This window comes from Klebsiella sp. JB_Kp004, from assembly GCF_040065795.1.
Taxonomy (GTDB): domain Bacteria; phylum Pseudomonadota; class Gammaproteobacteria; order Enterobacterales; family Enterobacteriaceae; genus Klebsiella; species Klebsiella quasipneumoniae.
On record NZ_JBEAKW010000004.1, the window covers coordinates 14,509 to 40,956 of the forward strand.

The window sequence follows — 26,448 nt, forward strand, 5'->3', positions numbered from 1 at the left end:
CAATTCCAGGAATATGCTGAAACCGGTTGGGCAAATTGTCGCCCAACCACAGAAGGTGCCGCCGCGCCGTTACGCCCCGGCGCGGGCCGGTTGCGCCGTCAGCAGCGCGTTGAGCTCCGGCACGCAGGAGCCGCAGTTGGTCCCGCACTTAAGCCTGGCGCCCAAAGCCCCAACGCTGGCGCAGCCGCTGGCGATGGCCTCGCCGATCGCCCGCTCCCCCACCCCAAAACAGCTGCAGACGATCCGCCCCGGCGGCGCGGCGGCGGCGTCCGGTCGGCCGCTGAGCAACGCATGGCGCCGGGCGGCATCGGACGGCGGCGCGGCGAAGGCGACGCTTATCCCTGCGCTATCCACCGCCGGCTCGCGCGCATCGCTCCACCAGCCCAGCATCAGCCTCCCCTGATGCCACGCCAGCAGGTTCCACACCGCGCCGCCGTCTGCTATCTGCAGCTGCCAGCCGCGCTGCGCGCACCAGACGCTGAGCCACTGTCGGGCTGACGCCTCCCCGGCCAGCGAGTAGTGCAATACGCCCGCCGCCGCCCGCCGCCGCCAGTGCCAGGCCGCAGGAAACGGCAGCGGTTCGCGACAAAACAGTTCGCTATGCCAGGCAGGCTGCCAGGGGGCGATGGCCACCGCCGCCTGTTTACTCTCCGGCTGGGCGGAATGCGGGTCCGTGACGGCGGCCAGCAGATTATTCACCCGCCCCTGGCGGGCGAACTGATTGTTCCAGTGCATTGGGACAAACAGCGAGCCGGGGCGCTGGCCTTCGCTGATCGCCACTTTCGCCACCATCACCCCATGGCGCGACCAGATCCGCGCCAGCCCGCCGGCGACAAGCTGGTAGCGAACGGCGTCCTGCGGCGCCACCTCCACCACCGGCTCCGCGATATGCTGCATCAGCCGCGGCACGGCGCCGGTGCGGGTCATGGTGTGCCACTGATCGCGGATCCGCCCGCTGTTGAGGATCAGCGGATAAAAGACATCGGTTGCCGCCCGGGTCGGCTGAGGCGTCACTGGCACCATCCGCAGCCTGCCATCGCTATGCCAGCCGCGCGTGACATCCCAGGCGGCGCGGCGGCGGCTGACCGGCCAGCGTACCGGCGCCATGGCGTCCCATGCCTCGCGGCTGAGATCCGCCAGCGCGCCGATATCAAATGCCCGCTGGCCGTCGTTTTCGAAACCGGACAGCGCCGCATGCTCGCGGAAGACGTCATGCGGATGCTGCCAGGTAAACGCCTCGCGATACCCCAGCGCCTGCCCCACTCTGGCGATGATCCACCAGTCCGCTTTCGCCTCCCCCGGCGGCGGCAGGAAGCTACGCTGACGGGAGATGCGCCGCTCCGAGTTGGTGACCGTGCCATTTTTCTCGCCCCAGGCCAGCGCCGGAAAGCGAATGTGGGCGAATTGTCCGGTATCCGTCTCAGCGGCGACATCCGAGACGATCACCAGCGGACAGCCGGCCAGCGCCTGGCTCACCGCGTGGCTGTCGGGGAGCGACACCACCGGGTTGGTGCCCATGATCCACACCGCTTTCACCTCGCCGCGGCCGATGGCGGCAAACAGCTCCACGGCGGTCAGCCCCGGGGTCTGCGCCAGCCGCTCGGTTCCCCAAAAGCGGGCCAGCCGCTGCAGATCGTCTGGCACAAAATCCATGTGCGCCGCCAGCATCGTCGCCAACCCGCCGACTTCGCGCCCGCCCATGGCGTTGGGTTGACCGGTCAGCGAAAAGGGGCCGCAGCCGCGGCGGCCATACTTTCCGCTGGCCAGATGGACGTTGATGATGGCATTACATTTGTCGCTGCCGCTGGCTGACTGGTTAATTCCCATGGTGTAGAGGGTGATGGCCCGCGGGGCGGTGATAAAATCGCGATAGAAACCCGCCACCTCATCGGCGGGCAGGCCGCAAAAAGCCGCCACTTTCGCCACGTCCCAGCCGCGAGCGGCGGCCAGCGCCTGCGGGCCGTCGCGAAAACCGTCGACGCAGGCCCCGGCCTGCGCCAGGGCGTTAAGCAACCCCACGAACAGCCCGCCGTCGCTTCCCGGCGCCAGCGCCAGATGGCGATCGGCGATCTCGCAGGTGGCGGTGCGCCGGGGGTCGATCGCCACGATCTGCAGCCGGGGATTATCCCGCTTCGCCTGCGCCAGACGCTGGTACAGCACCGGGTGCGCCCAGGCGGCGTTCGAGCCGACCAGCACCACCAGATCGCTGTTTTCCACATCCTCATAGCTACAGGGCACCACGTCGGCGCCAAAGGCCCGCTTGTAGCCGGTCACCGCCGACGACATGCACAGCCGCGAATTGGTATCGATATTCGCCGCGCCGATAAATCCCTTCATCAGCTTGTTGGCGGCATAGTAATCCTCCGTCAACAGCTGGCCGGAGGCGTAGAAGGCCACCGCCTGCGGACCGTGCTGGTCGATAACCTGTTGCAGGCGGGAAGCGGTCTCCGCCAGCGCCTGAGACCAGGCCACCGGCTGGCCGTCCACCTCCGGCGCCAGCAGCCGCCCCGCCAGGCCCGTGGTCTCCCCTAGTGCCGCCCCTTTGACGCACAGGCGGCCGAGGTTGGCCGGGTGCTGATCGTCGCCGCGCACGCTCACCTGACACGCGTCATCCACGCTCGCCAGCACGCCGCAGCCTACGCCGCAGTAGGGACAGGTCGTTCGGATGGTCTTCATCAGGAGGCCTCCGCTCGCGCCAGCAGCTGCTGGCTGCCCACCCACACTTTGCCGTTTTCCACTTTCACCGGCCAGGCGCGCACTGCCTGTTCACCGCCGTCGCACGGCCAGCCGTCGCGCAGGCGAATCCGCTGTTTGTACAGCGGGGAGATCACCACCGGTTCCCCGCCGACGTCCCCTAACAGCCCCCGCGACAGCACGTTGGCCGCGCTGCCCGGCTCGCGGTTGTCCAGGGCATACACCCGATCGCCGAAGCGGAACAGGGCGATCTGCCGCTCCCCTAACCGGGCGCCGATCCCCGCCTGCGCCGGGATGGCGTCAAGGTCGCAAATCGCCTGCCACGGCCGGGATGGGAGTTCGCCTTCGGGCAACGCTTCAGCAGGCAACGGCTGCGGCTGACCGCGCAGATCGTGGCGCTGCACCGCCTCGTCGGGCTGGTCGCTGTTCACGAAGGAGCGGAACAGCGCCAGGCGCTGGGGATCGTTGAGCGTGGTCTGCCACTCGCACTGGTAGCTGTCGACGATGCGGGCCATCTCCTGTTCCAGCTCCTCGCCAATGCCGAGGCTATCCTCCAGCACCACCTGCCGCAGGTAGGCCACGCCGCCCTCCAGGTTGTCCATCCAGGTGCTGGTCCGCTGCAGGCGATCGGCGGTGCGGATATAGAACATCAGCAGACGATCGATGCTGCGGATCAGCGTCGCTTCGTCGAGGTCGCTGGCAAACAGGTCGGCGTGACGCGGCTTCATTCCGCCGTTGCCGCAGACGTAGAGATTCCAGCCTTTGTCGGTGGCAATCACCCCGATGTCTTTGCCCTGGGCTTCGGCGCACTCGCGGGTGCAGCCGGAGACCGCCATCTTGATTTTGTGCGGGGCGCGCAGCCCTTTATAGCGATGCTCGAGCCGCACCGCGAGCCCGGTGGAGTCCTGCACGCCGTAGCGACACCAGGTTGCGCCGACGCAGGACTTCACCGTGCGCAGCGACTTGCCATAGGCGTGGCCGGTTTCAAACCCGGCGTCGGCCAGCTCGCGCCAGATCGCCGGCAGCTGTTCCAGCCGCGCGCCAAACAGGTCGATGCGCTGGCCGCCGGTCACTTTGCTGTAGAGCTGGTAACGTTTGGCGATCTGCCCGATGGCGATCAGCCCGTCCGGCGTCACTTCCCCCGCCGCCATCCGCGGCACCACCGAATAGGTGCCGTCCTTCTGAATGTTGGCGAAATAGCGGTCGTTGGTATCCTGCAGCGGCAGGTGCGCCGGCTTCAGCAGGTATTCGTTCCAGCAGGAGGCCAGCACCGAGGCCACCAGCGGTTTACAAACCTCGCAGCCGTGCCCCTGGCCGTAGCGGCTAATCAGCTGCTCGAAGGTATGGAAATGGTTGACCCGCACCAGATGGTAGATCTCCTGACGCGACCACGGGAAATGCTCGCAGACGTCTTTTTTCACTTCGACGCCCTGCGCCGCCAGCTGGTACTCCATCACCTGTTTCACCAGCGCGCTGCAGCCGCCGCAGCCGGTGGCCGCTCTGGTGCAGCTTTTTATCGCCGCCATATCCCCCGCGCCATTGTTCACCGCCTGGCAGATATCGCCTTTGCTGACGCTATGGCACGAGCAGATCGGCGCGCTGTCGGGCAGCGCCGCCACCCCCAGCGCCTTCGGCGCGGCCCCCTCCAGCGCCGGCAGGATCAGGCTCTCCGGACGCGGCGGCAGCGCCATGCCGTTCAGCATCATCTGCAGCAGCGTGGCGTAGTCGCTGGCGTCCCCCACCAGCACGCCGCCAAGCAGGGCTTTGCCGTCCTGACTGACGACGATTTTTTTGTAAACCTGCTGAGGACCGTCGGTCCATTGATAGCTCTGGCAGCCCGGCGTGCGCCCCTGCGCATCGCCAAACGAGGCTACGTCAACCCCCAGCAGCTTCAGTTTGGTGCTCATGTCGGCGCCGCTAAAGCAGGCGTCCTCTCCTGCGAGGGTAGCCGCGGCGATCCGCGCCATCTGATAACCCGGCGCCACCAGGCCGTAAATTTTATTATCCCACAGGGCGCATTCGCCTATCGCCAGCACGTCCGGGTCAGTGGTGCGGCACTGGCCGTCGATGCCAATCCCCCCGCGCTCGCCAACCTGCAGCGCGCAGCCGCGGGCCAGCGCGTCCTGCGGGCGGATCCCTGCCGAGAAGACCACCATGTCGGCCGCCAGCGTGCCGCCGTCGGCAAAGTTCAGCCGCAGGCCATCGGCCTCGCGCACGATGGCGGTGGTGGCTTTGCTGGTATGCACCCCCACGCCGAGGGCGACGATCTTCTCCCGCAGCATCGCCGCCCCGCCGTTATCCAACTGGACGGCCATCAGGTTCGGGGCAAACTCCACCACGTGCGTCTCCAGCCCCAGCTGTTTCAGGGCGTTGGCGGCCTCCAGCCCGAGCAGGCCGCCCCCGATCACCACCCCGGTCTTCGCCGCGGCGGCATGGGCGGCGATACGGTCGAGATCGTCAAGGGTGCGATAGACAAAGCACCCGTCGAGATCGTTGCCAGGGATCGGCGGAACAAAGGGATAGGAGCCGGTCGCCAGCACCAGTTTATCCCAGTGAGTTTCATGCCCCTCGGCGTCCCGCACCAGCCGCGCGTCGCGGTCGATCGTCGCCACCGCCTTGCCGAGGCGGAGTTCGATGCCGTGCTGGTGAAAGAAATCATCGGCCACCAGCGACAGCGATTCGGCGCTGCGTCCGGCGAAATATTCGGAGAGATGCACCCGGTCGTAGGCGGCGTAACGCTCTTCGCCAAACACCACGATACGATATTGCTGATGCAAGTTGCGGCTCACGCATTGTTCGAGAAAATGGTGGCCGACCATGCCATGTCCCACCAGCACTAATACAGGTTTCGTCATCGTCATTATTCCTGCAGCCTGCGGCTGCGTTGAAGAAGGGTCAAAAAGCCAGTCCGCGGTGGCGGGCTCGTCGCTTTCCAGGCGCGCGGTGAGCGCGGCGGCGGCGGTACAGTCGCCCATCAGCAGCACGCCGCGCAGGCGGCCGTCGCGCAGCAGCAGGCGACGATAGTGCCGGTCGATGGGATCCCAGCTGGTATAGATGTCATTCTGTTCGCCGGCCTGCTGTTCGCCGACGCTAAAGAGTTCAATGCCGGTGACCTTCAGGCGGGTCCCGGCGTCCTGCCAGACAAAGCCCGCGCCGGGGGCGCCGCACAGGCGATCCGCCAGCACCTCGGCCTGGCGCAGGCAGGGAGCCACCAGCCCCCAGGTCTGGCCGTCAATTTCGCAACACTCGCCAATGGCGCTGATCCCCGGCAGCGAGGCGGCCATCTGGCGGTCAACCACGATCCCCTGCTGGCACAGCACGCCGGACTGCGCCGCCAGACGGCTGTTGGGCTGCACGCCGGTCGCCAGCACCACTCGGGCGGCGCGGAATACCCGCCCGTCCGCCAGCCGCACGCCGTCGGCGTCGATGGCGGCGATCCGGCACTCCAGCACGCAGCGAATGCCGCGCGCTTCAAGCTGCTGCCTGAGCTCATCGGCGGCAAAGGCGTCGATCAGCGGCGCCATTAAGCCGCTGCCGCGATGCAGGAGTGTGACCTCTCCGCCGCGGCGACGCAGCGCCGCCGCCGCTTCCACGCCCAGAACCCCACCGCCAATCACCACCGCCGGGCCGGGTATCGCCAGAATACGTTCCACGTCCGCCAGGGTGCGGAAGGGCATAACCTGCGGACGATCAATGCCCGGCAGCGGCGGGATAAAGGGCCGCGAGCCGGTGGCGAAAACCAGCTCGTCCCACGGCAGCCAGGCGTCAGCGATGCGCAGTCGCCGTTGCGCAACATCCACTTCATCCACCGCCTCGCCAGACCGCAGACACACCCCGTGCCGGGTGTACCACTCCGCCGGCAGCAACGGGATCTGCGATGCCGTTTTTTCGCCAGCCAGCAGCGGCGAGAGCTGGATGCGGTTATAGGCCGGGTGCGGCTCGTCGCCGACGACGGTAATGGCAAACCGCGCAGGGTCGCGCTCAACCAGCCGCTGCACCAGCCGGGTGGCCGCCATGCCGTTACCGATCACCACCAGTCGCCGCGTCATGACCGCCTCCTTATGCCGCTTTCGGCTGTTTTTCATACAGGAAATGGAGGATCTGCTGGCGCAGATGGTGGTACCGGCTGTCGTCCGCCAGCTGAACGCGATGGCGCGGACGCGGCAGATCGACCGCGAGGATCTCGCCGACCGTCGCCGCCGGGCCGTTGGTCATCATCAGCACACGGTCGGAAAGCAGCACCGCTTCATCAACGTCGTGGGTGATCATGACGATGGTGGTATTGAGCTCCTGCTGGATATGCATCACCGTGTCCTGGAGGTGAGCGCGGGTCAGCGCGTCCAGGGCACCGAAGGGCTCATCAAGCAGCAGCACTTTCGGCTTCATCGCCAGCGCCCGGGCGATACCCACCCGCTGCTTCATGCCGCCGGAGATCTCCCCGGGCCGTTTATGCAGCGCATGACTCATCTGCACGCGCGCGAGGTTGTGTTCAATCCACTCCCGACGCTCATGCTTGCTCATGGTGCGACGGAACACCTGATCCACCGCCAGCGCCACATTGTCGAAACAGCTCAGCCACGGCAGCAGCGAGTGGTTCTGGAAAACTACCGCCCGCTCCGGCCCGGGCCCGGCGATTTCCCGGTTATCGCACAGCAGTCCGCCCTCGGTAGGGGTCGTGATCCCGGCGATCAGATTCAGCAGGGTCGATTTTCCGCACCCCGAGTGGCCGATCAGGCTAATGGTCTCCCCTTCGACGATATCGAAGGAGACATTCTGTAGCGCCAGAAACTCGCCGCTGGCGGTGTTGAAGCGCTGGCTGACGGCCTGCACCTGAATTAATGGTTTCATATTGGCTCCTTATTTGTCCTGCCAGCTAAAGCGGCGGGCGAGCAGCATCAGGCCCTGCTCCAGCAGCAGGCCGACGACGCCGATAATGACGATGGCGATGATGATGTTTTCCACATTGAGGTTGTTCCACTCGTTCCAGATCCAGAAGCCGATCCCCAGCCCGCCGGTGAGCATTTCCGCCGCCACGATCACCAGCCAGGCGATGCCGATGGAGAGGCGCACGCCGGTGAGCACCGCCGGCAGCACCGCCGGAAAGAGAATTTTGCGCATCACCGTCCACTCTGAGAGCTGGAGGACGCGGGCGACATTGAGATAGTCCTGCGGGATCCGCCGCACGCCTTCCGCGGTGTTGATCACCATCGGCCAGATGGAGCAGATAAAAATGGTCCAGCTGGAGGCGGGCTCCGCCTTCTGGAACAGCAGCAGGCCAATCGGCAGCCAGGCCAGCGGGCTGACCGGGCGCAGCAGAGCAATCAGCGGATTAAACATGCGGGCGAAGAACAGCGAGCGGCCGATCAAAAACCCCAGCGGAATGCCCGCCAGCGCCGCCAGGCCGAAGCCCACCGCCACGCGCTGCAGGGAGGCCAGCACGTTCCAGCCGATCCCCATGTCATTCGGCCCGTCCTGATAGAACGGATCGGCGAACAGCGTCAGCGCCGAGTCCAGCGTGCTCAACGGGGTGGGAAAGCCTTTGCTGTGCATCGCCGCCAGCTGCCAGGCCAGCAGCAGCACCCCCAGCCCCAGCAGCGGGGGCAGCAGGCGTTGGGTGAGCTCACGCAGCCAGCGCGTGACGGTCGACGTGGTGCGCCGGACCTGCACCGGCGGCAGGATAATGACTTCGCCAGGCGCGTTCTCCGCGCTGACGACCGGTTGCTTACGTTGTGCCTGCTTCATCTCATGCCCCCTTACGTTGAATAGCGAAATGGCGGGCGTAGCCTTCCGGGTCAGACCCGTTCCAGACCGTACCGTCCATCAGTGTGCTGCTGCGCATCGTGGCCGCCGGTGTACTGATCCCGCCGACCGCCTGGGCGGCCGCCTGCCAGACGTCGATGCGGTTAAGGCGCGACGCCACCGCGAGGTAATCCGGAGCCTGCTTCAGCAGCCCCCAGCGACGAAACTGGGTGAGGAACCACATCCCGTCCGACAGCCAGGGGAAGCTCACCTCTCCCTCGGCGTAAAAGCGCATCGGATGGGCATCCTGCCAGCGGCGGCCGAGGCCGTTGTCATACTCCCCAAGCATCCGGCCGGTGAGGTACTGCTCTTTGGTATTGAGCCAGCCGCGTCTGGCGAGCAGGCGGGCCGTCTCCCGGGTGTTCTCCGCCGAGGCGGCGATCCAGCGCTGCGCCTCCATCAGGGCTGCCACCAGCGCGCGGGCGGTGTTCGGGTGGCGTTCCACCCAGTCGCGACGGGCGCCCAGCACCTTTTCCGGATGCTCAGGCCAGATATCCTGGGAAGTGGCCGCGGTGAAGCCGATACGGTCGTTAATGGCGCGGGCGTTCCACGGCTCGCCGACGCAAAAGCCGCTCATATTGCCGATGCGCATGTTCATCACCATCTGCGGCGGCGGCACCACGACGGTGCGCACATCGTTAAAGGGATCGATGCCGGCGCTCGCCAGCCAGTAGTAAAGCCACATGGCATGGGTGCCGGTGGGAAAGGTATGGGCGAAGGTGTAGCTGCCCGGCGCGCTGCGGTCGATCAGCCGCTTCAGTCCGCCGAGGTCGGTCACCCCTTTCTCCTGCAGTTCGCTGGAGAGGGTGATGGCCTGACCATTGCGGTTGAGGGTCATCAGATTAGCCATCGCCTGCGGCTTGCTGGCGATCCCCAGTTCAAGACCGTACAGCAGGCCATAGAGAATATGCGCCGCGTCCAGTTCACCGGCCACCAGCTTGTCGCGCACCGCCGCCCAGCTGGCCTCCTTACTCGGCGCCAGGGTAATGCCATATTTTTTGTCAAACCCCTTCGCTGCGGCGATAGCCAGCGGCGCACAGTCGGTCAGCGGAATAAACCCTACCCGCACGGTGGTTTGCTCCGGTCTGTCCGAGCCGCCGGCCCATGCGGCCTGCATCACGCCCGGCAGCAGCATCGCGCCGCCCAGCGCGGCCCCTGCCTGCAGCAAGCGCCGCCGTGAAATTGAAAACTTATCGCTCATATCCGCTCCACACGCGCAAAAAAAAGCGCCCGACAGTGCATATGCACTGCAGGACGCCTTTATCCACGGACACCCGAACCGCCATTGGTTCGTCGCCCGGACTTTTATTCACTCACTAATGCTAATGCAAAGGGGATGCCAGCTTTGGCTATGGCGCACTGGCGGGCTTTTCCTTTCGCTCTGGTCGGTTTGTCAGGCAAAAGTGCACCGCCGACAGGCAGCGAATGCCCATCGATTGTGCATCTACTCCTTTGGGGTTAATGGCCAGATCGCCTTCACCATCAGCAGCGCGCGGGCGATCTCAACCATCCGCTGATTCTTGTCCATGGCCATCTTGCGCAGCGTCTGCCAGGCCTGCTCCTCCGGCATCCCCTGGTGAGTCATCAGCAGGCTTTTCGCTTTTTCGATCAGCTTGCGTTCCTCGAGCGCGTCTTTCAGCGAAGCCAGCTGGCTGGAGAGCTGCTGCAGCTCATAGGCCTGCTGGCGCACCAGCGGCAGCAGCTGTTTATCCAGCCGCGGCGTCACGCTGTCGCTCTCCTCCCCGGCCAGCCAGCCAGGCGCGTCGTCTTCTAACAGCGCGTCGGTGGCATCCAGCAGATCGTCGATCAGTTGCTCTTCCACTTCGCGCAGTTGCTCAAGCCGCTGGGTTTGCAGGCCGAACCAGCGCAGCGCCGTTTCCCCGCCGTCCGCCGCCGGCTGGCGGGTGCAGGCGATCCGCCGCAGTTGCTCGATGTCCAGACCGGCCTGGCACTCGGTCGTAAACAGCTGGACCGTCGCCGGACTGCCCAGCGCCTGGAAGCTGTCAAAGCAGGGCTGCTGACCGTCAATACGGTCCACCAGCTGCTGGCGCAGGCTGTCGCTGAACTCGCCGCGGGTAAAGCCCAATGCTCCCAGCGCGCGCTCCTGGCCCACCAGCTCTTTTCCCTGCATAAAGCTGTACAGGGCGACCATACGCCCGGCTACCGACGGGTCGTCAATGCTGTCATTGAGCTGCGGGACGATATTCAGCAGATGGCGGATAATACGGCTGAACTGCTCCGTCGCGGCTTCAGCGGCGACCTGCCGGCGGCTGACCTGCTCACGCAGCGCCGGGAGCTGCGCCAGATCGCCGACCGCCCGGGCGATGCGCCAGCACAGCGCGCTGCCGGCGACCGCGCGCGCCCGTTCGAGGGCGGCATAGAACAAGGCCAGCCGCTCATCAACCAGCGCCCCACCCGCCCGACACTCCGCCGCGTACAGCTGACCGCCCGAGCAAAGAAAAATATTCGACGCCCCGCGCTCGCACTGCAGCATATGCACCAGCGCGCTGAGCTGACTTGCCAGCTCGCCCAGCCGGGCTAGTTGCTGAAGCTGTTGTTTTTGCAGGCGGCGCGCCAGCTGCAGCCAGGCCGTCGCCTCGTCCGCGTGACCAGTCGTATTATTCATACCCCTCCTCCGGGTTAACGCTTTATACTGCGGTAAAGCAATAACCGTGCCTTTAAGAAGGAGTTTGTATGCAACGTATTGTGATTATCGCCAACGGCGCCGCCTACGGCAGTGAATCCCTGTTCAACAGCCTGCGTCTGGCCATTGCCCTGCGCGAACAGCAGTCCGACCTCGATCTCAAGCTGTTTTTGATGTCCGACGCCGTCACCGCCGGGCTGCGCGGGCAGAAGCCGGCGGAAGGGTATAATGTGCAGCAGATGCTGGAGATCCTCACCGCCCAGCAGGTTCCCGTGAAGCTGTGCAAGACCTGCGCGGACGGCCGCGGGGTCAGCGCACTGCCGCTGGTTGATGGGGTGGAGGTTGGCACTCTCGTTGAGCTGGCCCAGTGGACCCTGGCGGCAGATAAAGTGCTGACCTTCTAAATCTGCGCCGCCGAACGGCAGGAAATATCAGGTTTCGCCGCCTGAAGAGGTAAAAAAAACGTTAGCTGAATGCTTTCAGGAACAACGTCATTTTTGTTTAATCTTTATCCCTTTTTTTGATCAAAATCAGCATCCCGACCCGCGCCGTTTGGTGTGATGCACAGAGCAAAGTGTGAACAATATCACGCGAGGACTGGGTGGGCAGGATGCTGTAGCGGGACAGAAACGGGGTACAAAAATGGCGATGGTAAAAGCAAGTTTGACGTTGTTTGGCGGTGACACGCTGGTGGTGCGTTGCTCAGAGCGCTGCCATATTCATCTGATGAGCGCGAAGGTTCCTGGCGACAGCCATGCGGATATTCTGAGCGTGCAGGATCGGGACAGCGCCTATCTGACGGTGCCCTACAGCGGCACCTGGAACGTGCTTATCGACAGTCACAGCCAGTCACTGGAGCACTCCATCAGCTACGTTCCGGCCTGACAGTCACTGCCTTAACACACGCCCGGCCATGCCGGGCGTTTTTCTTTTCCGCGCGCTCAGGCCAGGCCCGGCGTCGGGCTGTCGCCCAACAGCGCGCGGACGCTGGCCACCAGATCATCAAGACTGGCGTCGTGCATCCCGAGCTTACTCAACGCCTGTTCCAGCGAAAACAGGTACTGAGCGTTGGTGCCGAGCGGCCCGCTGGCCCGGGCGATCAGCGGAGCAATGACCTGGGCGCTGGTATCCGGCTCAAACAGCGGATGACGCGGATCCATAATAAACACCAGCGCATTTACCGTCCGCCCGTCGTCCAGCTCCAGCTTGCACCAGGTGGGCAGATAGCAGCCGGTAATCATCTCCCGTTTCCACAGCAGCGTCAGCTCTTCTTCCAGCGTGTCGTCCGGCAGACGATAAGCGACGCCGGTGGTTCGACCGCCCTCTTTCAGGGCCAGCATACGTCCCGGCTGGCAGGCGCTCCCGCGCCCGGCGGTCAACCGCAGGCAAAACGCGCGGTGCCAGCCCGGCAGCGTGCCGGTGCAGGACTCGCGATAATTGAGCGCCGGGTTCCAGATAAGCGAACCGTAGCCAAAGATCCATACTGAGCCATCATCCGGGCGGCAGGCCAGCGTCGCCGCCAGCGAGGCTGCGCGTTGTTCTGCCGACCAGAGTAGCGATTCCTCAATAGCGCCAAACGCTGTCTTACAATCCGCATTCATCAAGAAATCACGAGTTAACACTGTTTACTACCTCCGCCACTGCCCGCTTCCCGGCGTTCGTCTCATGCATCCGTCAATATTGCTGAAATATTATCCAGCTTTATCTTTCAATAAGCAATCAGCGGGGCGCTGGCAAGCATAAAAGCGGCGTCAGCAATTATTTTTTCTTATGCCACTTATCGTCATCGCCTTTTTCGTAGCTGTTCTTCACCGCCGCCCAGGCGACTTTGTGCGCCGTCTCTTCACGGCTGGCGTCATCGCGCCGCTCGTCTTTATCTTTATATTGATCCCAGGCGCTGTTAAACGCTTCTTTATAAATTTCCTGCGCATGGGCAGGCAGAACATGCTGAACGCTGTCGGGGAGCTCTTGTTTACTGTTATAGGGCATAATGACCTCCTGTTTGAGCATAAAATTTAAGTCTGGAACGCAGGCGGCAGGCTATCAAGCCGAGGATGAGTTAAAAATTAATTTTAGTAATCATCTGAATAATAAGTATAAAAATAGCGTAATCGCAAATTATAATAAACTAATCAAGATATCTCTCGATACCCGTAAACTTAAGTAAAAATTCAGCAGAAATTTAGCAAAATCTGTTACTTTATCGCCCTGCGTTTTTATAATTATAACACCTGCATAAATGGAGATGGTTCATGACCCATGCACATGAGGCGGTAAAAACCCGCCATAAGGAGTCTTCCCTCGTCTTTCCGGTGCTGGCGCTGGCGGTGCTGTTTTTCTGGGGCAGCAGCCAGTCACTGCCAGTGGTTATCGCGATTAATATCCTCGCGCTGGTCGGTATTTTAAGCAGCGCCTTCAGCGTGGTCCGCCACGCCGACGTCCTAGCCCACCGCCTGGGCGAACCCTACGGCTCCCTGATTCTCAGCCTGTCGGTGGTTATCCTTGAGGTCAGTCTGATCTCCGCGTTGATGGCCACCGGCGACGCCGCGCCGACCCTGATGCGTGATACGCTCTACTCCATCATTATGATCGTCACCGGCGGTCTGGTCGGTTTCTCCCTGCTGCTGGGCGGGCGTAAATTCGCCACCCAATATATGAATCTGTTCGGCATTAAGCAGTATCTTATCGCCCTGTTTCCGCTGGCGATTATCGTGCTGGTGTTTCCCATGGCGCTGCCGGGCGCGAACTTCAGCACCGGGCAATCGCTGCTGGTGGCGGTGATTTCGGCGGCCATGTACGGCGTTTTCCTGCTTATTCAGACCAAAACCCATCAGAGTCTGTTTGTTTATGAGCATGAAGACGACGGCGATGATGACGACCCGCACCACGGTAAACCGTCCGCCCACAGCAGCGGGTGGCATACCGCCTGGCTGCTGGTGCACCTGGTGGCGGTGATCGCCGTTACTAAAATGAACGCCAACCCGTTGGAAACGCTGTTGACCAGCATGGATGCCCCGGTGGCCTTCACCGGCTTCCTCGTGGCCTTGCTGATCCTGTCGCCGGAAGGCCTTGGCGCGCTCAAAGCGGTGCTCAACAATCAGGTACAGCGGGCGATGAACCTGTTCTTCGGCTCCGTGCTGGCCACCATCTCGCTGACGGTCCCGGTGGTCACCCTCATCGCCTTCCTGACCGGCAATGAGCTGCGCTTTGGCCTTGGCGCGCCGGAGATGGTGGTGATGGTCGCCTCGCTGGTGCTGTGCCATATCTCCTTCTCCACCGGACGCACCAATGTGCTGAACGGCGCGGCCCATCTGGCGCTGTTCGCCGCCTACCTGATGACCATTTTCGCCTGACCCCGCTTGCCCGTCCGGCGGAGTCCGGGCGAAAAAAAGCCTGCCGGTTTTGACGCCGGCAGGCTTTTTCAGTGATGCGGTCAGGCTTACTTGCTGGTATCCAGCTCGTCGAAGCTTTTCACCAGATCGTCAATCGCTTTCATCTGCTTGAGGAACGGCTCCAGTTTATCCAGCGGCAGCGCGGACGGGCCGTCGCATTTCGCGTGGTCCGGATCCGGATGCGCTTCGATAAACAGACCGGCGATACCCACCGCCATACCAGCGCGGGCCAGCTCGCTCACCTGCGCGCGGCGACCGCCGGAGGCAGCGCCAAACGGGTCGCGGCACTGCAGCGCGTGGGTGACGTCGAAAATAACCGGCGAGTTGTTGGAGGCTTTCTTCATCACGCCGAAGCCGAGCATATCCACCACCAGGTTGTCGTAACCGAAGTTAGCGCCGCGGTCGCAGAGGATCACTTTGTCGTTACCACCTTCGATGAATTTATCGACGATGTTACCCATCTGGCCCGGGCTGACGAACTGCGGTTTCTTGACGTTGATCACCGCTCCGGTTTTGGCCATCGCTTCCACCAGGTCAGTCTGGCGCGCGAGGAAGGCGGGAAGCTGGATCACGTCCACGACGTCAGCCACCGGCTGCGCCTGGCTGGCTTCATGAACGTCGGTGATGATTTTCACGCCAAAGGTCTGCTTCAGCTCCTGGAAAATCTTCATCCCTTCTTCCAGACCCGGCCCACGATAGGAGTGAATGGAGGAACGGTTGGCTTTATCAAAGGAGGCTTTGAAGACGTAGGGGATGCCAAGCTTCTGCGTAACGGTGACGTAATGTTCGCAGATGCGCATCGCCAGATCGCGTGACTCCAGCACGTTCATCCCTCCGAACAGCACGAACGGCAGGTCGTTCGCTACGTTGATATCACCAATGCTAACCACTTTTTGTTTCATAAATTCGCCTTATCAGGGTGTAACCGGAATGGTTCCAGACTAATGCAATGTAATTTGTTTGTGCGAAATCGTGTTGATTTGTGCGCGGATCATCTCGCTGATCGGATCCTCCGGACACTGTTCGACAAAATAGCTCAGGTCCAGCAGCGCCACGTGATCGCAATCCAGCTGGGCGTATATCAGCCCGCGGTCGCGGATCTCATACGGATCTTCCGGGTTAAACTGCAGCAGCGCTTCGCTGGCGCGCAGGGCCAGCTCCATCTGCCGCTCTTCCATCAGCGCCGACTTCAGGGTGTCCAGCAGCTTGCGGATCACCTCGGCGTTATCCGCTTCGTCGAGATCTTCATTAAACAGTTCCGCCACCGGCCCGATGTTGCCCTTCAGCCATACCTCCAGGGTATGTTCGTCGAGGGTTTCGCCGTCGAACGGATTAATCAGCCACATCTCTTCGCTGGTTTCCGGGTCCGCGCGCAGCAGCATCTGGGTCGGGAAGATCACCGGCACCACCGGCAGCCCCAGGCGCTGAGCGATCCACAGCAGGATCGCGCCTAATGACACCGCGCTCCCCTGGCGGTTGACCAGCACTTTATCGAGCCATAGCGCGTCGGATAGACGATAAACGCCCTGCGAGGCGCCAAAGCCCCACTCCTCGTAAAACAGCGCCAGCAGGCGTTCTATCTGGCGTTCCTGGTCCCACGAAGGCGCAATCTCCTCCTGCGCGAGGCGCAGCAGCCGCTGCAGCTCTTCCTCGACAAAACGCGTCGGAAAATCGTCGCGGACCTGTTCAGAAATGAGGACCATGCCATCACACAATGGCGCTTTGTTAAATTCGAAATCCGCTAATGACCCCATGACCTACCCCAGTATCGGTATTCTTGTGATGGCGAGTTGAATAATGATAAACAACACCACCAGCGCCAGCAGGAACGCGATAAAGCGGCTCTGCTGGCTGCGCGGACGACGACGGCCCAGCGCGATAAAACCTAATGCGATGTAAATGATAACGCCAAACAGCTTTTCAGTCAGCCATGCGCCGTCTTCTGTGAACGGCAGGTAGTGCGTTATCGCCATTAATCCCGCACCGCTGAGAAACAGCAGCGTATCGCTGCAGTGCGGCGCAATTCGCACCCACCGCTGGTTCAGCAGCGGGCTCTGGTGATACATCCACCAGTAACGTAAAACGAACAATCCTACCGACACCACCACGCTGGCGATGTGCAGGTAGAGGACAGCCGTGAATAAGTTCATCAGCCAACGTTCTCCATGTCGGGTAAACGTCCGAGGGTCAGACGCTCATTGTCGCCATAGTCGCGGCAGGTCGCGACATCCAGATAGCCCGCCTCGCGGAACAGGGCGCGTACCGCTTCGCCCTGGATCCAGCCATGCTCCAGCAGCATCCAGCCGCCGGGCTGCAGATACTGCCGCCCCTCGCGGATAATCTGCGCCAAATCGGCCAGCCCCTGGTCGCCTGCCACCAGCGCCGTCAACGGCTCAAAACGCACATCGCCTTCGGCAAGATGCGGGTCGGCGGCGTCGATATAGGGGGGATTGCTGACGATCATGGCGAAGCGCTGCCCGGCCAGCGCACTGAACCAGTCGCTTTGCCGTATCGTCACGTTAGCAATGCCCAGATGGGCGGCATTACGCAACGCCAGCGCCACGGCGTCCGGCATCACGTCCACCGCGATCACTTCACAGTCAGGACGTTCGCTGGCCAGCGCCAGGGCAATGGCGCCGGTCCCGGTGCCGAGGTCGAGAATACGGCACGGCGCGACGGGCAGACGCGCCAGCGCCTGCTCCACCAGACATTCGGTATCCGGGCGGGGGATCAGCGTCGCCGGGGAGACAAACAGCGGCAGCGACCAGAACTCCCGCTGCCCGACCAGATGGGCGATGGGCTCCCCGCGCTGGCGTCGCTGCAGGAGCGCCTCCAGCGTCGTCGCCTCGTCGGCGGACAGCGTCGTTTCGCCGAAGGCCAGGATCCAGGTGCGCGCCCGACCGGTGACGTGTCCTAGCAGGATCTCGGCGTCGCGTCGCGGACTGTCGCTCTCCGCCAGGCAGGCGATTGCCTGCTGCAGCCAGGCCTGAAAGGTCATCATTCCTGCTCGGACAGCGCCGCCAGCTGATCGGCCTGATGTTCCTGGACTATCGGCTCAATCAGCATGTCGAGTTTGCCCTCCATCGCCTCATCGAGACGGTAAAGGGTCAGGTTGATGCGGTGGTCGGTCACGCGGCCCTGCGGGAAGTTGTAGGTACGGTTTCGATCGCTGCGGTCGCCGCTGCCCAGCAGGTTGCGGCGCGTGGAGGCTTCCGCCTGCTGACGCTTGGCCACTTCGGCGGCGCGGATCCGCGCCCCCAGCACCGACAGCGCCTTGGCTTTGTTTTTATGCTGGGAACGTTCGTCCTGACACTCCACCACGATGCCGGTGGGCAGGTGGGTAATACGGATCGCCGAGTCGGTGGTGTTAACGTGCTGACCGCCCGCGCCGGAGGAACGGAACGTATCGATGCGCAGATCCGCCGGGTTGATATCCGGCATTTCCGCCTCCGGCAGCTCCGGCATCACCGCCACCGTACAGGCGGAGGTGTGGATACGCCCCTGCGACTCGGTGGCCGGCACGCGCTGCACGCGATGGCCGCCGGATTCAAATTTGAGCCGACCATAAACGCCGTCGCCGCTGATCTTGGCGATCACCTCTTTAAAGCCGCCGTGTTCACCTTCGTTGGCGCTGAGGATCTCCACTTGCCAGCGGCGCGATTCCGCGTAACGGGTGTACATGCGGAACAGATCGCCGGCAAACAGCGCCGCTTCGTCGCCGCCGGTCCCGGCGCGCACTTCCACGAAGGCGTTACGCTCGTCATCAGGATCTTTCGGCAGGAGCAGGACCTGTAGCTGTTGCTCCAGCTGTTCGCCTTTATCTTTGGCGTCCCGCAGCTCTTCCTGCGCCATTTCGCGCATTTCCGGATCGTCGAGCATCATCTGCGCGGTTTCAATATCCTCCTGCACCTGACGCCAGTCGGTATAGCAGCGCGCCACATCGCTTAGTTGAGCATACTCCCGCGACAGCGCGCGGAATTTATCCTGATCGGCAATCGTCGCGGCATCGCCGAGCAGCGCCTGCACTTCTTCGTGGCGCTCGTACAACGCTTCCAGTTTGGCAACAATAGAAGACTTCATAGGCGTGAATTCACCCTGTCCTGAAAATAAGAGAAAGGTGCGCTATTCCAGCCCGAGGCTGTTGCGCAGAATATGCAGGCGTTCGTCGTCCCCGTCACGGGCGGCCTGCTGAAGTGATTTGGTTGGCGCGTGGATCAGGCGGTTGGTGAGTTTACGCGCCAGATCCTGCATAATTTCCTGGGCATCACCGCCCTGCTCCAGCGCGGCCAGCGCCTTCGCCGTCAGCTCCTCACGGACCTGCTCGGACTGAGAACGGTATTCGCGAATGGTCTCGCTGGCGCTCTGCGCGCGCAGCCAGGCCATAAATTCGCTGGTCTCCTGCTCGACGATCGATTCCGCCTGCACCGCCGCGGCCTTACGCTGCGCCAGGTTATGCTGAATGATGTTTTGCAGATCGTCGACGCTGTAGAGGTAAGCGTTAGCCAGTTTGCCGACCTCCGGTTCGACGTCGCGCGGGACGGCGATATCCACCAGCAGCATCGGCTGGTTGCGCCGCGCCTTGAGCGCACGTTCCACCATGCCTTTGCCGATGATCGGCAGCGGGCTGGCGGTGGAGCTGATGATGATGTCGGCCTCTTTCAGCCGTTCGTCGATATCGCTGAGGGCAATCACCTCGGCGCCCACTTCTTCCGCCAGCGCCTGGGCGCGTTCACGAGTGCGGTTGGCGATCACCATTTTGCGCACGTGATGTTCGCGAAGATGGCGCGCCACCAGTTCGATGGTTTCACCGGCGCCGACCAGCAGCACCGTCACGCTCGACAGGGATTCAAAGATTTGCCGCGCCAGGGTACAGGCGGCGAACGCGACGGAAACGGCGCTGGCGCCGATATCGGTTTCGGTACGCACGCGCTTGGCCACCGAGAACGATTTCTGGAACATCCGCTCCAGTTCGCTGACGTTAAGATGGCCGCGGCTGGAATCGGCGAAGGCTTTTTTCACCTGACCGAGGATCTGCGGTTCGCCCAGCACCAGCGAATCAAGGCCGCTGGCGACGCGCATCAGATGGCTGACGGCGTCGTTATCCTGGTGCCAGTAGAGGCTTTTACGCAGGTCTTCTTCATTGAGGCCGTGGTAATCGCACAGCCAGCGGATCAGCGCTTCCTGCAGGTTATCCTGCTCTTCGACGCTGAGATAGAGTTCTGTGCGGTTGCAGGTCGACAGCACCACCCCACCCTGCACCATCGGCTGAGCCAGCAAGCTCTCCAGCGCCTTATCGAGCGTTTCCGGCGAAAACGCGACGCGTTCTCGCAGGGCGACCGGAGCTGTTTTGTGATTGATGCCAAGAGCTAAAAGGGTCATTGTGAGGGAGTAGTACCAGCGTTGCTAAGGTTAGTCTGAGTGCATCATACAGGATGCGCGTAATCAATAAAAGAGAGGCTCCCCTTTTGGAGTAATAGCCAAAGCAAGACCGCCATTAAGGTTAATTTTTTGATTTCAGACAACTTGAACGTAGACGCTATCGCCCGGCGACGCTAGCATTAAGGATTATAAATGTAACCTGCTACACAAATCGGCCCGCTGTTCCCCTGCCGCCGGATTTCACTGTAGACATCAAGGATTTGTCATCATTATGAATCGACTGTTCCGCCTGCTGCCGCTGGCCAGCCTCGTCCTGACCGCTTGTTCTGTTCATACCCCCGAGGGGCCTGGCAAAAGCCCGGATTCGCCGCAGTGGCGCCAGCACCAGCAGGCTGTTCGCAGCCTCAACCAGTTCCAGACCCGCGGGGCGTTTGCCTATCTCTCTGATGAGCAAAAAGTCTATGCCCGCTTCTTCTGGCAGCAGACCGGCCAGGACCGCTATCGCCTGCTGCTGACCAACCCACTGGGCAGCACCGAGCTGTCGCTGACCGCGCAGCCTGGCAGCGTGCAGTTGATCGACAACAAAGGCCAGACCTACACCGCCACCGATGCCGAAGAGATGATTGGCCGCCTGACCGGGATGCCGATCCCGCTGAACAGCCTGCGCCAGTGGATCATCGGCCTGCCGGGCGACGCCACCGACTATTCGCTGGACGATCGGTACCGTCTGCGTGAACTGAACTACACGCAAAACGGCAAAACCTGGCACGTCACCTACGGCGGCTACACCAGCGATACCCAGCCCGCCCTGCCGTCTAATGTCGAGCTGAACAATGGCGCCCAGCGCATCAAGCTGAAGATGGATAACTGGATCGTGAAATGATGAGCCGCTGGCCCTCACCTGCAAAACTGAATCTGTTTTTATATATCACCGGCCAGCGGGCTGATGGTTACCACACCCTGCAGACGCTGTTTCAGTTCCTCGACTACGGCGATACGCTGACCATCGAACCGCGCGCTGACGGCGAACTGCGCCTGCTGACGCCGGTGGCCGGGGTGCCGGACGAAGAGAATCTGATCGTTCGCGCCGCGCGTCTGCTGATGCGCGCCGCCGGCGAAAGCGGCCGCCTGCCGGCGGGCAGCGGCGCCGATATCAGTATCGATAAGCGCCTGCCGATGGGCGGCGGCCTGGGGGGCGGCTCGTCCAATGCCGCCACCGTGCTGGTGGCGCTCAACCATCTCTGGGGCTGCGGACTCTCGGAAGATGAGCTGGCGACCCTGGGCCTGCAGCTGGGGGCCGATGTGCCGGTCTTCGTGCGCGGCCATGCAGCCTTTGCCGAGGGGGTAGGTGAAATTCTGACGCCGGTGGAGCCCGAGGAAAAATGGTACCTGGTGGCCCATCCGGGCGTCAGTATTCCGACGCCGATCATTTTTCGCGACCCGGAGCTACCACGAAATACCCCGCGCCGGTCAATTAATACGTTATTAAATTGTGAATTCAGCAACGATTGCGAGCTTATCGCAAGAAAACGTTTTCGCGAGGTTGATGCCGCGCTTTCCTGGCTGTTAGAATATGCGCCGTCACGCCTGACCGGCACAGGGGCCTGTGTGTTTGCTGAATTTAACACCGAATCCGCTGCCCGTCAGGTGCTGGACACTGCCCCGGCATGGCTAAATGGCTTTGTGGCGCGCGGAGTAAACCTCTCGCCGCTCAAGCAGGCCCTGCTCTGAATCCTGCGCCGTGAGGGCGCATCGTTCATGAGTCAGCCGGGGAAATTGAGTTACGGTGACAACGTCACCCTGTTCCAGACGTTGCATCGTGCTCTTTAAATACACCGACTGGATCGAATGGCGCCAGCCCGCACATTATTGGCCCATTCATCCACCACTGGACGCATGCCTGAGGTTCTTCTCGTGCCTGATATGAAGCTTTTTGCTGGTAACGCCACCCCGGAACTAGCACAACGTATTGCCAACCGCCTGTACACTTCTCTTGGCGACGCCGCTGTAGGTCGTTTTAGCGACGGCGAAGTCAGCGTACAAATCAATGAAAACGTACGCGGTGGTGATATTTTCATCATCCAGTCCACTTGTGCTCCCACCAATGACAACCTGATGGAACTGGTTGTTATGGTTGATGCTCTGCGTCGTGCTTCGGCAGGTCGTATCACCGCCGTTATCCCTTACTTCGGTTATGCTCGTCAGGACCGTCGTGTTCGTTCTGCTCGTGTGCCAATCACCGCGAAAGTGGTGGCAGATTTCCTGTCCAGCGTCGGCGTTGACCGCGTACTGACCGTTGACCTGCACGCAGAACAGATCCAGGGCTTCTTCGATGTGCCAGTTGATAACGTGTTCGGCAGCCCAATCCTGCTGGAAGATATGCTGCAGCTGAACCTGGACAACCCGATCGTGGTTTCTCCGGACATCGGCGGCGTGGTTCGTGCTCGCGCTATCGCTAAACTGCTGAACGATACCGATATGGCTATCATCGACAAGCGCCGTCCGCGCGCCAACGTCTCCCAGGTGATGCATATCATCGGCGACGTCGCGGGTCGTGACTGCGTGATGGTCGACGATATGATCGACACCGGCGGCACCCTGTGTAAAGCGGCAGAAGCGCTGAAAGAGCGCGGCGCGAAACGCGTATTCGCTTACGCGACGCACCCGATCTTCTCCGGCAACGCTATCCAGAACATTAAAAACTCTGTGATCGATGAATTTGTCGTCTGCGATACCATTCCGCTGGCACCAGAAATTAAAGCGCTGGATAAAGTGCGTACTCTGACGCTCTCCGGTATGCTGGCTGAAGCTATTCGCCGTATCAGCAATGAAGAATCAATCTCTGCTATGTTCGAACATTAATCGAGCCGAGCACAAAAACCCGCTGCGGCGGGTTTTTTTGTCTCTGAATTTTTAATTCTTCCACAAAATCATTCGGCATGCGTCAAGGCGGCAAGTGAATGAATCCCCGGGAGCGTACAGGCAGTACGTGACCAGGGTAAATGAACGCAGCCAATACAGAGGCATCCCGAAGGATGATGTGGCAATGACCGATGCCTCCTTCACCTGCCATTCAGTTGACAGATGATGCGCTCATGGATGAAACATTATTGTGAACAGATTATTTTCCTCACATGTGATGCCTTTCCGCGCCCTCATCGACGCTTGCTGGAAAGAAAAGTACACCACTGCCCGCTTTACCCGCGACCTGATCGCCGGGATCACCGTCGGGATCATTGCGATTCCGCTGGCGATGGCGCTGGCGATTGGCAGCGGTGTGCCGCCGCAGTACGGCCTCTATACCTCAGCGGTGGCAGGGATTGTGATCGCCTTAACCGGCGGGTCGCGCTTTAGCGTTTCCGGACCGACCGCCGCCTTTGTGGTGATCCTCTATCCGGTTTCCCAGCAGTTCGGCCTGGCGGGGCTGCTGGTGGCGACGCTGATGTCGGGGATCTTTTTAATGCTTTTCGGCCTGGCGCGCTTTGGCCGCCTGATCGAATATATCCCGCTGTCGGTCACCCTCGGCTTCACCTCCGGGATCGGTATCACCATCGGTACCATGCAGATTAAAGATTTCCTCGGCCTGCAGATGCCCCATGTGCCGGAGCATTATCTGCAGAAAGTGGCGGCGCTGGCGATGGCCCTGCCGACCATTAACGTCGGGGACGCCGCCATCGGCGTCGTCACCCTCGGCACCCTGATCCTTTGGCCGCGGCTGGGTATCCGTCTGCCGGGCCACCTCCCGGCGCTGCTGGCCGGCTGTGGGGTGATGCTGGTCGTCAACTTGCTCGGCGGCGATGTGGCGACGATCGGCTCGCAGTTCCACTATCAGCTGGCGGACGGCACTCAGGGCAACGGCATTCCGCAGCTGCTGCCGCAGCTGGTGCTGCCCTGGGATATGCCGGGTTCCAACTTTACCCTGAGCTGGGCTTCGCTGCAGGCGCTGCTGCCCGCGGCTTTCTCCATGGCGATGCTGGGCGCTATTGAATCTCTGCTGTGCGCGGTGGTGCTCGACGGCATGACCGGTACCAAACATAAAGCCAACAGCGAGCTGATTGGCCAGGGGCTGGGCAACATCGTTGCGCCTTTCTTCGGCGGGATCACCGCCACCGCGGCGATTGCCCGCTCGGCGGCGAACGTCCGCGCCGGCGCCACATCGCCGGTCGCCGCCGTGATCCACGCCCTGCTGGTGATCATGGCGCTGCTGATCCTCGCCCCGCTGCTCTCCTGGCTGCCGCTGTCGGCGATGGCCGCCCTGCTGCTGATGGTGGCATGGAACATGAGCGAGGCGCATAAAGTCATCAATCTGCTGCGCCACGCGCCGAAGGACGACATTGTGGTGATGCTGATGTGCATGTCGCTGACGGTGCTGTTTGATATGGTGATCGCCATCAGCGTCGGGATCGTGCTGGCTTCGCTGTTATTTATGCGCCGTATCGCGCGCATGACCCATCTGGCGCCGGTCAACGTCGAAGTGCCAGACGACGTGCTGGTGCTGCGGGTGATCGGTCCGCTGTTCTTTGCCGCCGCCGAAGGTCTATTCAACGACCTGGAGACCCGAATCGCCGGCAAGCGCATCGTGGTGCTGAAGTGGGACGCGGTGCCGGTTCTCGACGCCGGCGGTCTGGATGCCTTCCAGCGCTTTGTGAACAAGCTGCCGGAAGGCTGTGAATTGCGCGTATCTAACCTCGAATTTCAGCCGCTACGCACGTTAGCGCGCGCCGGCGTCAAGCCGCTGCCCGGACGCCTGAGCTTCTACCCCGATCGTCAGGCCGCGCTGGCTGACCTGTGATCACCCGGCGGCAGGCCCCTGCGCCTGCCGCATCAAGGCTCCGGTCGCCTGCTGCAGCCAGCGCAGCACCGCCGGCGTCATCCAGGTGCCCTTCATCAAATGCGGCTCCTGCTCCATTGCCTGACGAAACTTCTGCAGCGTCTGCGGCCGGGTGCCGGCGTAGGACTGAAACAGCTCAAGCCACGCCCGGGCCAGCGCCTGACCCGACGCCGAGTCCGGCGCTACGCCCTCACGGCACGCCTGATGCAGCTTCGCCACCAGCGCTGGCCACTCCTGTAGCCGGTCGAAGTAGTGCCGGCGGGTGAACGCCATCTCCTCGTCGTCGAGATACCGCGCCCAGATGGCCAGTTTGCTTTCGGCAAAGGCTTCGGTGATAAAGGCAATGATGGCCGGGGTGACGCCGGTCTGTTCAACCATTTGCGGCTCGGCGGCATGCATCTCGTTCAGGCGGGTCAGAAACTCCGGGCGCCCGGCCGTATCCTGCTCCAGGCGCTCCATCCAGCGCGTCGCCAGACTCATCGCCTGCGGACTGTCCGTCGGGCAGCCGCTCGCCATCAGCGTCTGCACCTCCTCTGTTAGCTCGCGCCACGCCTGCGCGCGCTGTTCATCCTGTGCCGCAAACGGCAGCACGGCTAACTCCTGTTGACTAAACCAACGATCGTACATTTTCATTAACTCCAGCGTCTGTAGCCAGGACTCCAGATCGGGTTCATTGCCGCTCGCCAGCGCCTCGCGCAGCGCCAACAGCCGGTCGCGCAGCCTGCCGACATCGCGCAGTTGGTCATTAAGCGTCTCTATCTGCTGCGTCAGCAGTTCGGGCAGCGACAGCGTTCGCCGATCGAGATAGTCCTTAATGGTGGCGAGCGTCAGCCCGGTCTGCGCCAGCGCCTTGATCATATGCAGGCGCTGAACCGCGGACAGGTTATAGAGCCGATAGCCCGCCTCGCTTCTGGCCGAAGGCGTTAACAGCCCCGTCTGTTCATAATGATGCAGCGTACGCACCGTCAGCCCGGCGCGCTTCGCCAGCTCTCCCACCTGAATTAACATGACTGCTCCTCTCTGTGGCCAGGTCCGCTACTCTGCTGCCTGACGTAACGTCAGGGTCAAGCGAAAAACGCGCTTGATATTCACTTTTGGCGGCAACCATAGCATCCCGAAGCTCAGGTCGGAACGGGGGTCGTCAAATGGCGGGAAAAAGAAGAAGAGATAACGAGAGGCACAGTAAAACGCATCGGTCTTCAGGGACCGATGCGGGAATCATGCTACGGTTAGCTGTGGCGATGCTGATTACGACGGCAGCGTTTATCGTAGTGGCGCACCCACCAGTAGCGGTCGCTGACCTGCTCGTGGCCGCCAATACGGGCACCGGCCAGCCAGAGCACCGCACCAACGAAGATGCTTAAGATTGCGCCATGCGCAAAGAATTGTGGCAGGTTAAGCTGCGGAAGCTGGTTCAGAATGGAGTAACCCACCCCCACAACCATCACCACCAACCCTAACCCCATGAGTACGTTACCGAGTAACGAAGCGTTTTTGCGTTTCATGTGTCACCTCCGGACTTTGGGTTGCCAGGGAATGTCCCCAAATCTTATAGGTGTAGTATAGACAAGGTCTCTTCTGTGGAGTGCGCCCACGATCACATTAGTGAACAGCAAATAGACAAAAATTTACAAATAAGCCTATGAACAATATCAAATTCTAATGGTTTAGAGAGTAAATCATCAATGCTGGTATTGTCTCGAGGCCAG

Annotated in this window: 23 protein-coding genes; 7 read left to right on the plus strand and 16 right to left on the minus strand. The window is 61.9% G+C overall.

Going from position 1 to position 26,448, the window contains the following annotated elements; all coding sequences use genetic code 11:
* Positions 1-69 precede the first annotated feature (69 nt).
* From ABLX76_RS04255 to nasR, 6 genes are all read right to left on the minus strand, one after another.
* Positions 70-2,676: a nitrate reductase gene (locus tag ABLX76_RS04255; protein WP_348874060.1), complete on the minus strand. Its 2,607-nt coding sequence runs from the start codon at positions 2,674-2,676 to the stop codon at positions 70-72.
* Positions 2,676-6,743, minus strand: coding sequence for a nitrite reductase large subunit NirB (gene nirB, locus ABLX76_RS04260; RefSeq protein ID WP_348874062.1), 4,068 nt, complete (start codon positions 6,741-6,743; stop codon positions 2,676-2,678). Before nirB ends, ABLX76_RS04255 begins: the two co-directional genes overlap by 1 nt.
* Positions 6,744-6,753: 10 nt before the next feature.
* On the minus strand, positions 6,754-7,542 hold the full coding sequence (locus tag ABLX76_RS04265) for an ABC transporter ATP-binding protein (RefSeq protein WP_023290140.1): 789 nt from the start codon (positions 7,540-7,542) through the stop codon (positions 6,754-6,756).
* A 9-nt stretch (positions 7,543-7,551) separates the two neighbouring features.
* Entirely contained in the window at positions 7,552-8,436 is an 885-nt protein-coding gene (ntrB, locus tag ABLX76_RS04270) for a nitrate ABC transporter permease (protein WP_086075639.1), read from the minus strand.
* 1 nt (position 8,437) lies between these two features.
* Positions 8,438-9,694 carry a CmpA/NrtA family ABC transporter substrate-binding protein gene (locus ABLX76_RS04275; protein WP_032453296.1) on the minus strand — a complete coding sequence of 419 codons (1,257 nt, stop codon included), beginning with the start codon at positions 9,692-9,694 and terminating at the stop codon, positions 8,438-8,440.
* Between the two features lie 243 nt (positions 9,695-9,937).
* Entirely contained in the window at positions 9,938-11,119 is a 1,182-nt protein-coding gene (nasR, locus tag ABLX76_RS04280) for a nitrate regulatory protein NasR (protein WP_044523872.1), read from the minus strand.
* Positions 11,120-11,187: 68 nt separating this feature from the next.
* Here nasR and ABLX76_RS04285 point away from each other — a divergent pair, with 68 nt between their 5' ends.
* Both ABLX76_RS04285 and ABLX76_RS04290 read left to right on the plus strand, forming a co-directional pair.
* Complete coding sequence (locus ABLX76_RS04285) at positions 11,188-11,541, plus strand: DsrE/DsrF/TusD sulfur relay family protein (RefSeq protein WP_002910380.1); 354 nt, start codon at positions 11,188-11,190, stop codon at positions 11,539-11,541.
* 238 nt (positions 11,542-11,779) lie between these two features.
* Entirely contained in the window at positions 11,780-12,022 is a 243-nt protein-coding gene (locus ABLX76_RS04290) for a DUF1883 domain-containing protein (RefSeq protein WP_002910387.1), read from the plus strand.
* Positions 12,023-12,078: 56 nt separating this feature from the next.
* On the opposite strand, the gene ABLX76_RS04295 is transcribed toward ABLX76_RS04290, so the two are convergent.
* Positions 12,079-12,759, minus strand: a complete 681-nt coding sequence (locus tag ABLX76_RS04295) for a gamma-glutamylcyclotransferase (RefSeq protein ID WP_023290144.1) — start codon at positions 12,757-12,759, stop codon at positions 12,079-12,081.
* Between the two features lie 136 nt (positions 12,760-12,895).
* Positions 12,896-13,126: a putative cation transport regulator ChaB gene (chaB, locus tag ABLX76_RS04300; protein WP_023290145.1), complete on the minus strand. Its 231-nt coding sequence runs from the start codon at positions 13,124-13,126 to the stop codon at positions 12,896-12,898.
* A 263-nt stretch (positions 13,127-13,389) separates the two neighbouring features.
* Here chaB and chaA point away from each other — a divergent pair, with 263 nt between their 5' ends.
* Positions 13,390-14,490, plus strand: coding sequence for a sodium-potassium/proton antiporter ChaA (chaA, locus tag ABLX76_RS04305; protein ID WP_065881264.1), 1,101 nt, complete (start codon positions 13,390-13,392; stop codon positions 14,488-14,490).
* A gap of 86 nt (positions 14,491-14,576) precedes the next feature.
* Here the strand turns inward: chaA and kdsA are convergent, their stop codons facing one another.
* Genes kdsA through hemA form a run of 6 tightly spaced genes read right to left on the minus strand, consistent with a single transcriptional unit; the run spans position 14,577 to position 19,908 of the window.
* Positions 14,577-15,431, minus strand: coding sequence for a 3-deoxy-8-phosphooctulonate synthase (gene kdsA, locus ABLX76_RS04310; RefSeq protein ID WP_002910393.1), 855 nt, complete (start codon positions 15,429-15,431; stop codon positions 14,577-14,579).
* Between the two features lie 39 nt (positions 15,432-15,470).
* A complete protein-coding gene (gene sirB1, locus ABLX76_RS04315; protein WP_348874065.1) occupies positions 15,471-16,283 on the minus strand; it encodes an invasion regulator SirB1 in 813 nt (270 codons plus the stop codon).
* A gap of 3 nt (positions 16,284-16,286) precedes the next feature.
* Positions 16,287-16,679 carry an invasion regulator SirB2 gene (sirB2, locus tag ABLX76_RS04320; RefSeq protein ID WP_008804389.1) on the minus strand — a complete coding sequence of 131 codons (393 nt, stop codon included), beginning with the start codon at positions 16,677-16,679 and terminating at the stop codon, positions 16,287-16,289.
* Positions 16,679-17,527 (minus strand): peptide chain release factor N(5)-glutamine methyltransferase, encoded by an 849-nt coding sequence (gene prmC / locus ABLX76_RS04325; protein ID WP_348874207.1) that lies wholly within the window; start codon positions 17,525-17,527, stop codon positions 16,679-16,681. Before prmC ends, sirB2 begins: the two co-directional genes overlap by 1 nt.
* Positions 17,527-18,609 (minus strand): peptide chain release factor 1, encoded by a 1,083-nt coding sequence (gene prfA, locus ABLX76_RS04330; RefSeq protein WP_004203214.1) that lies wholly within the window; start codon positions 18,607-18,609, stop codon positions 17,527-17,529. Before prfA ends, prmC begins: the two co-directional genes overlap by 1 nt.
* A gap of 42 nt (positions 18,610-18,651) precedes the next feature.
* The gene (gene hemA / locus ABLX76_RS04335; RefSeq protein WP_023290148.1) at positions 18,652-19,908 is read right to left on the minus strand and encodes a glutamyl-tRNA reductase; all 1,257 of its coding nucleotides are present in this window, start codon (positions 19,906-19,908) and stop codon (positions 18,652-18,654) included.
* A 271-nt stretch (positions 19,909-20,179) separates the two neighbouring features.
* Here hemA and lolB point away from each other — a divergent pair, with 271 nt between their 5' ends.
* From lolB to dauA, 4 genes are all read left to right on the plus strand, one after another.
* Positions 20,180-20,791, plus strand: a complete 612-nt coding sequence (lolB, locus tag ABLX76_RS04340; RefSeq protein WP_023290149.1) for a lipoprotein insertase outer membrane protein LolB — start codon at positions 20,180-20,182, stop codon at positions 20,789-20,791.
* Entirely contained in the window at positions 20,791-21,639 is an 849-nt protein-coding gene (ispE, locus tag ABLX76_RS04345) for a 4-(cytidine 5'-diphospho)-2-C-methyl-D-erythritol kinase (RefSeq protein ID WP_072413462.1), read from the plus strand. Before lolB ends, ispE begins: the two co-directional genes overlap by 1 nt.
* 183 nt (positions 21,640-21,822) lie before the next feature.
* Complete coding sequence (gene prs / locus ABLX76_RS04350; RefSeq protein WP_002910407.1) at positions 21,823-22,770, plus strand: ribose-phosphate diphosphokinase; 948 nt, start codon at positions 21,823-21,825, stop codon at positions 22,768-22,770.
* A 250-nt stretch (positions 22,771-23,020) separates the two neighbouring features.
* Complete coding sequence (gene dauA, locus ABLX76_RS04355; protein ID WP_064733271.1) at positions 23,021-24,700, plus strand: C4-dicarboxylic acid transporter DauA; 1,680 nt, start codon at positions 23,021-23,023, stop codon at positions 24,698-24,700.
* Here dauA and ABLX76_RS04360 read toward each other — a convergent pair whose 3' ends face one another.
* Together ABLX76_RS04360 and ychH are read right to left on the minus strand one after the other, a co-directional pair.
* Positions 24,701-25,747, minus strand: coding sequence for a MerR family transcriptional regulator (locus ABLX76_RS04360; RefSeq protein ID WP_065881258.1), 1,047 nt, complete (start codon positions 25,745-25,747; stop codon positions 24,701-24,703).
* 221 nt (positions 25,748-25,968) lie between these two features.
* Positions 25,969-26,244, minus strand: coding sequence for a stress-induced protein YchH (gene ychH, locus ABLX76_RS04365; protein WP_002910437.1), 276 nt, complete (start codon positions 26,242-26,244; stop codon positions 25,969-25,971).
* Between the last annotated feature and the right edge of the window lie 204 nt (positions 26,245-26,448).

Excerpts from the sequence above, each read along its gene's own strand:
- ABLX76_RS04255 (WP_348874060.1), bottom strand. The coding sequence starts at position 2,676 with ATGAAGACCATCCGAACGACCTGTCCCTACTGCGGCGTAGGCTGCGGC.
- nirB (WP_348874062.1), bottom strand. The coding sequence starts at position 6,743 with ATGACGCGGCGACTGGTGGTGATCGGTAACGGCATGGCGGCCACCCGG.
- ABLX76_RS04265 (WP_023290140.1), bottom strand. The coding sequence starts at position 7,542 with ATGAAACCATTAATTCAGGTGCAGGCCGTCAGCCAGCGCTTCAACACC.
- ntrB (WP_086075639.1), bottom strand. The coding sequence starts at position 8,436 with ATGAAGCAGGCACAACGTAAGCAACCGGTCGTCAGCGCGGAGAACGCG.
- ABLX76_RS04275 (WP_032453296.1), bottom strand. The coding sequence starts at position 9,694 with ATGAGCGATAAGTTTTCAATTTCACGGCGGCGCTTGCTGCAGGCAGGG.
- nasR (WP_044523872.1), bottom strand. The coding sequence starts at position 11,119 with ATGAATAATACGACTGGTCACGCGGACGAGGCGACGGCCTGGCTGCAG.
- ABLX76_RS04285 (WP_002910380.1), top strand. The coding sequence starts at position 11,188 with ATGCAACGTATTGTGATTATCGCCAACGGCGCCGCCTACGGCAGTGAA.
- ABLX76_RS04290 (WP_002910387.1), top strand. The coding sequence starts at position 11,780 with ATGGCGATGGTAAAAGCAAGTTTGACGTTGTTTGGCGGTGACACGCTG.
- chaB (WP_023290145.1), bottom strand. The coding sequence starts at position 13,126 with ATGCCCTATAACAGTAAACAAGAGCTCCCCGACAGCGTTCAGCATGTT.
- chaA (WP_065881264.1), top strand. The coding sequence starts at position 13,390 with ATGACCCATGCACATGAGGCGGTAAAAACCCGCCATAAGGAGTCTTCC.
- kdsA (WP_002910393.1), bottom strand. The coding sequence starts at position 15,431 with ATGAAACAAAAAGTGGTTAGCATTGGTGATATCAACGTAGCGAACGAC.
- sirB1 (WP_348874065.1), bottom strand. The coding sequence starts at position 16,283 with ATGGGGTCATTAGCGGATTTCGAATTTAACAAAGCGCCATTGTGTGAT.
- sirB2 (WP_008804389.1), bottom strand. The coding sequence starts at position 16,679 with ATGAACTTATTCACGGCTGTCCTCTACCTGCACATCGCCAGCGTGGTG.
- prmC (WP_348874207.1), bottom strand. The coding sequence starts at position 17,527 with ATGACCTTTCAGGCCTGGCTGCAGCAGGCAATCGCCTGCCTGGCGGAG.
- prfA (WP_004203214.1), bottom strand. The coding sequence starts at position 18,609 with ATGAAGTCTTCTATTGTTGCCAAACTGGAAGCGTTGTACGAGCGCCAC.
- hemA (WP_023290148.1), bottom strand. The coding sequence starts at position 19,908 with ATGACCCTTTTAGCTCTTGGCATCAATCACAAAACAGCTCCGGTCGCC.
- lolB (WP_023290149.1), top strand. The coding sequence starts at position 20,180 with ATGAATCGACTGTTCCGCCTGCTGCCGCTGGCCAGCCTCGTCCTGACC.
- ispE (WP_072413462.1), top strand. The coding sequence starts at position 20,791 with ATGAGCCGCTGGCCCTCACCTGCAAAACTGAATCTGTTTTTATATATC.
- ABLX76_RS04360 (WP_065881258.1), bottom strand. The coding sequence starts at position 25,747 with ATGTTAATTCAGGTGGGAGAGCTGGCGAAGCGCGCCGGGCTGACGGTG.
- ychH (WP_002910437.1), bottom strand. The coding sequence starts at position 26,244 with ATGAAACGCAAAAACGCTTCGTTACTCGGTAACGTACTCATGGGGTTA.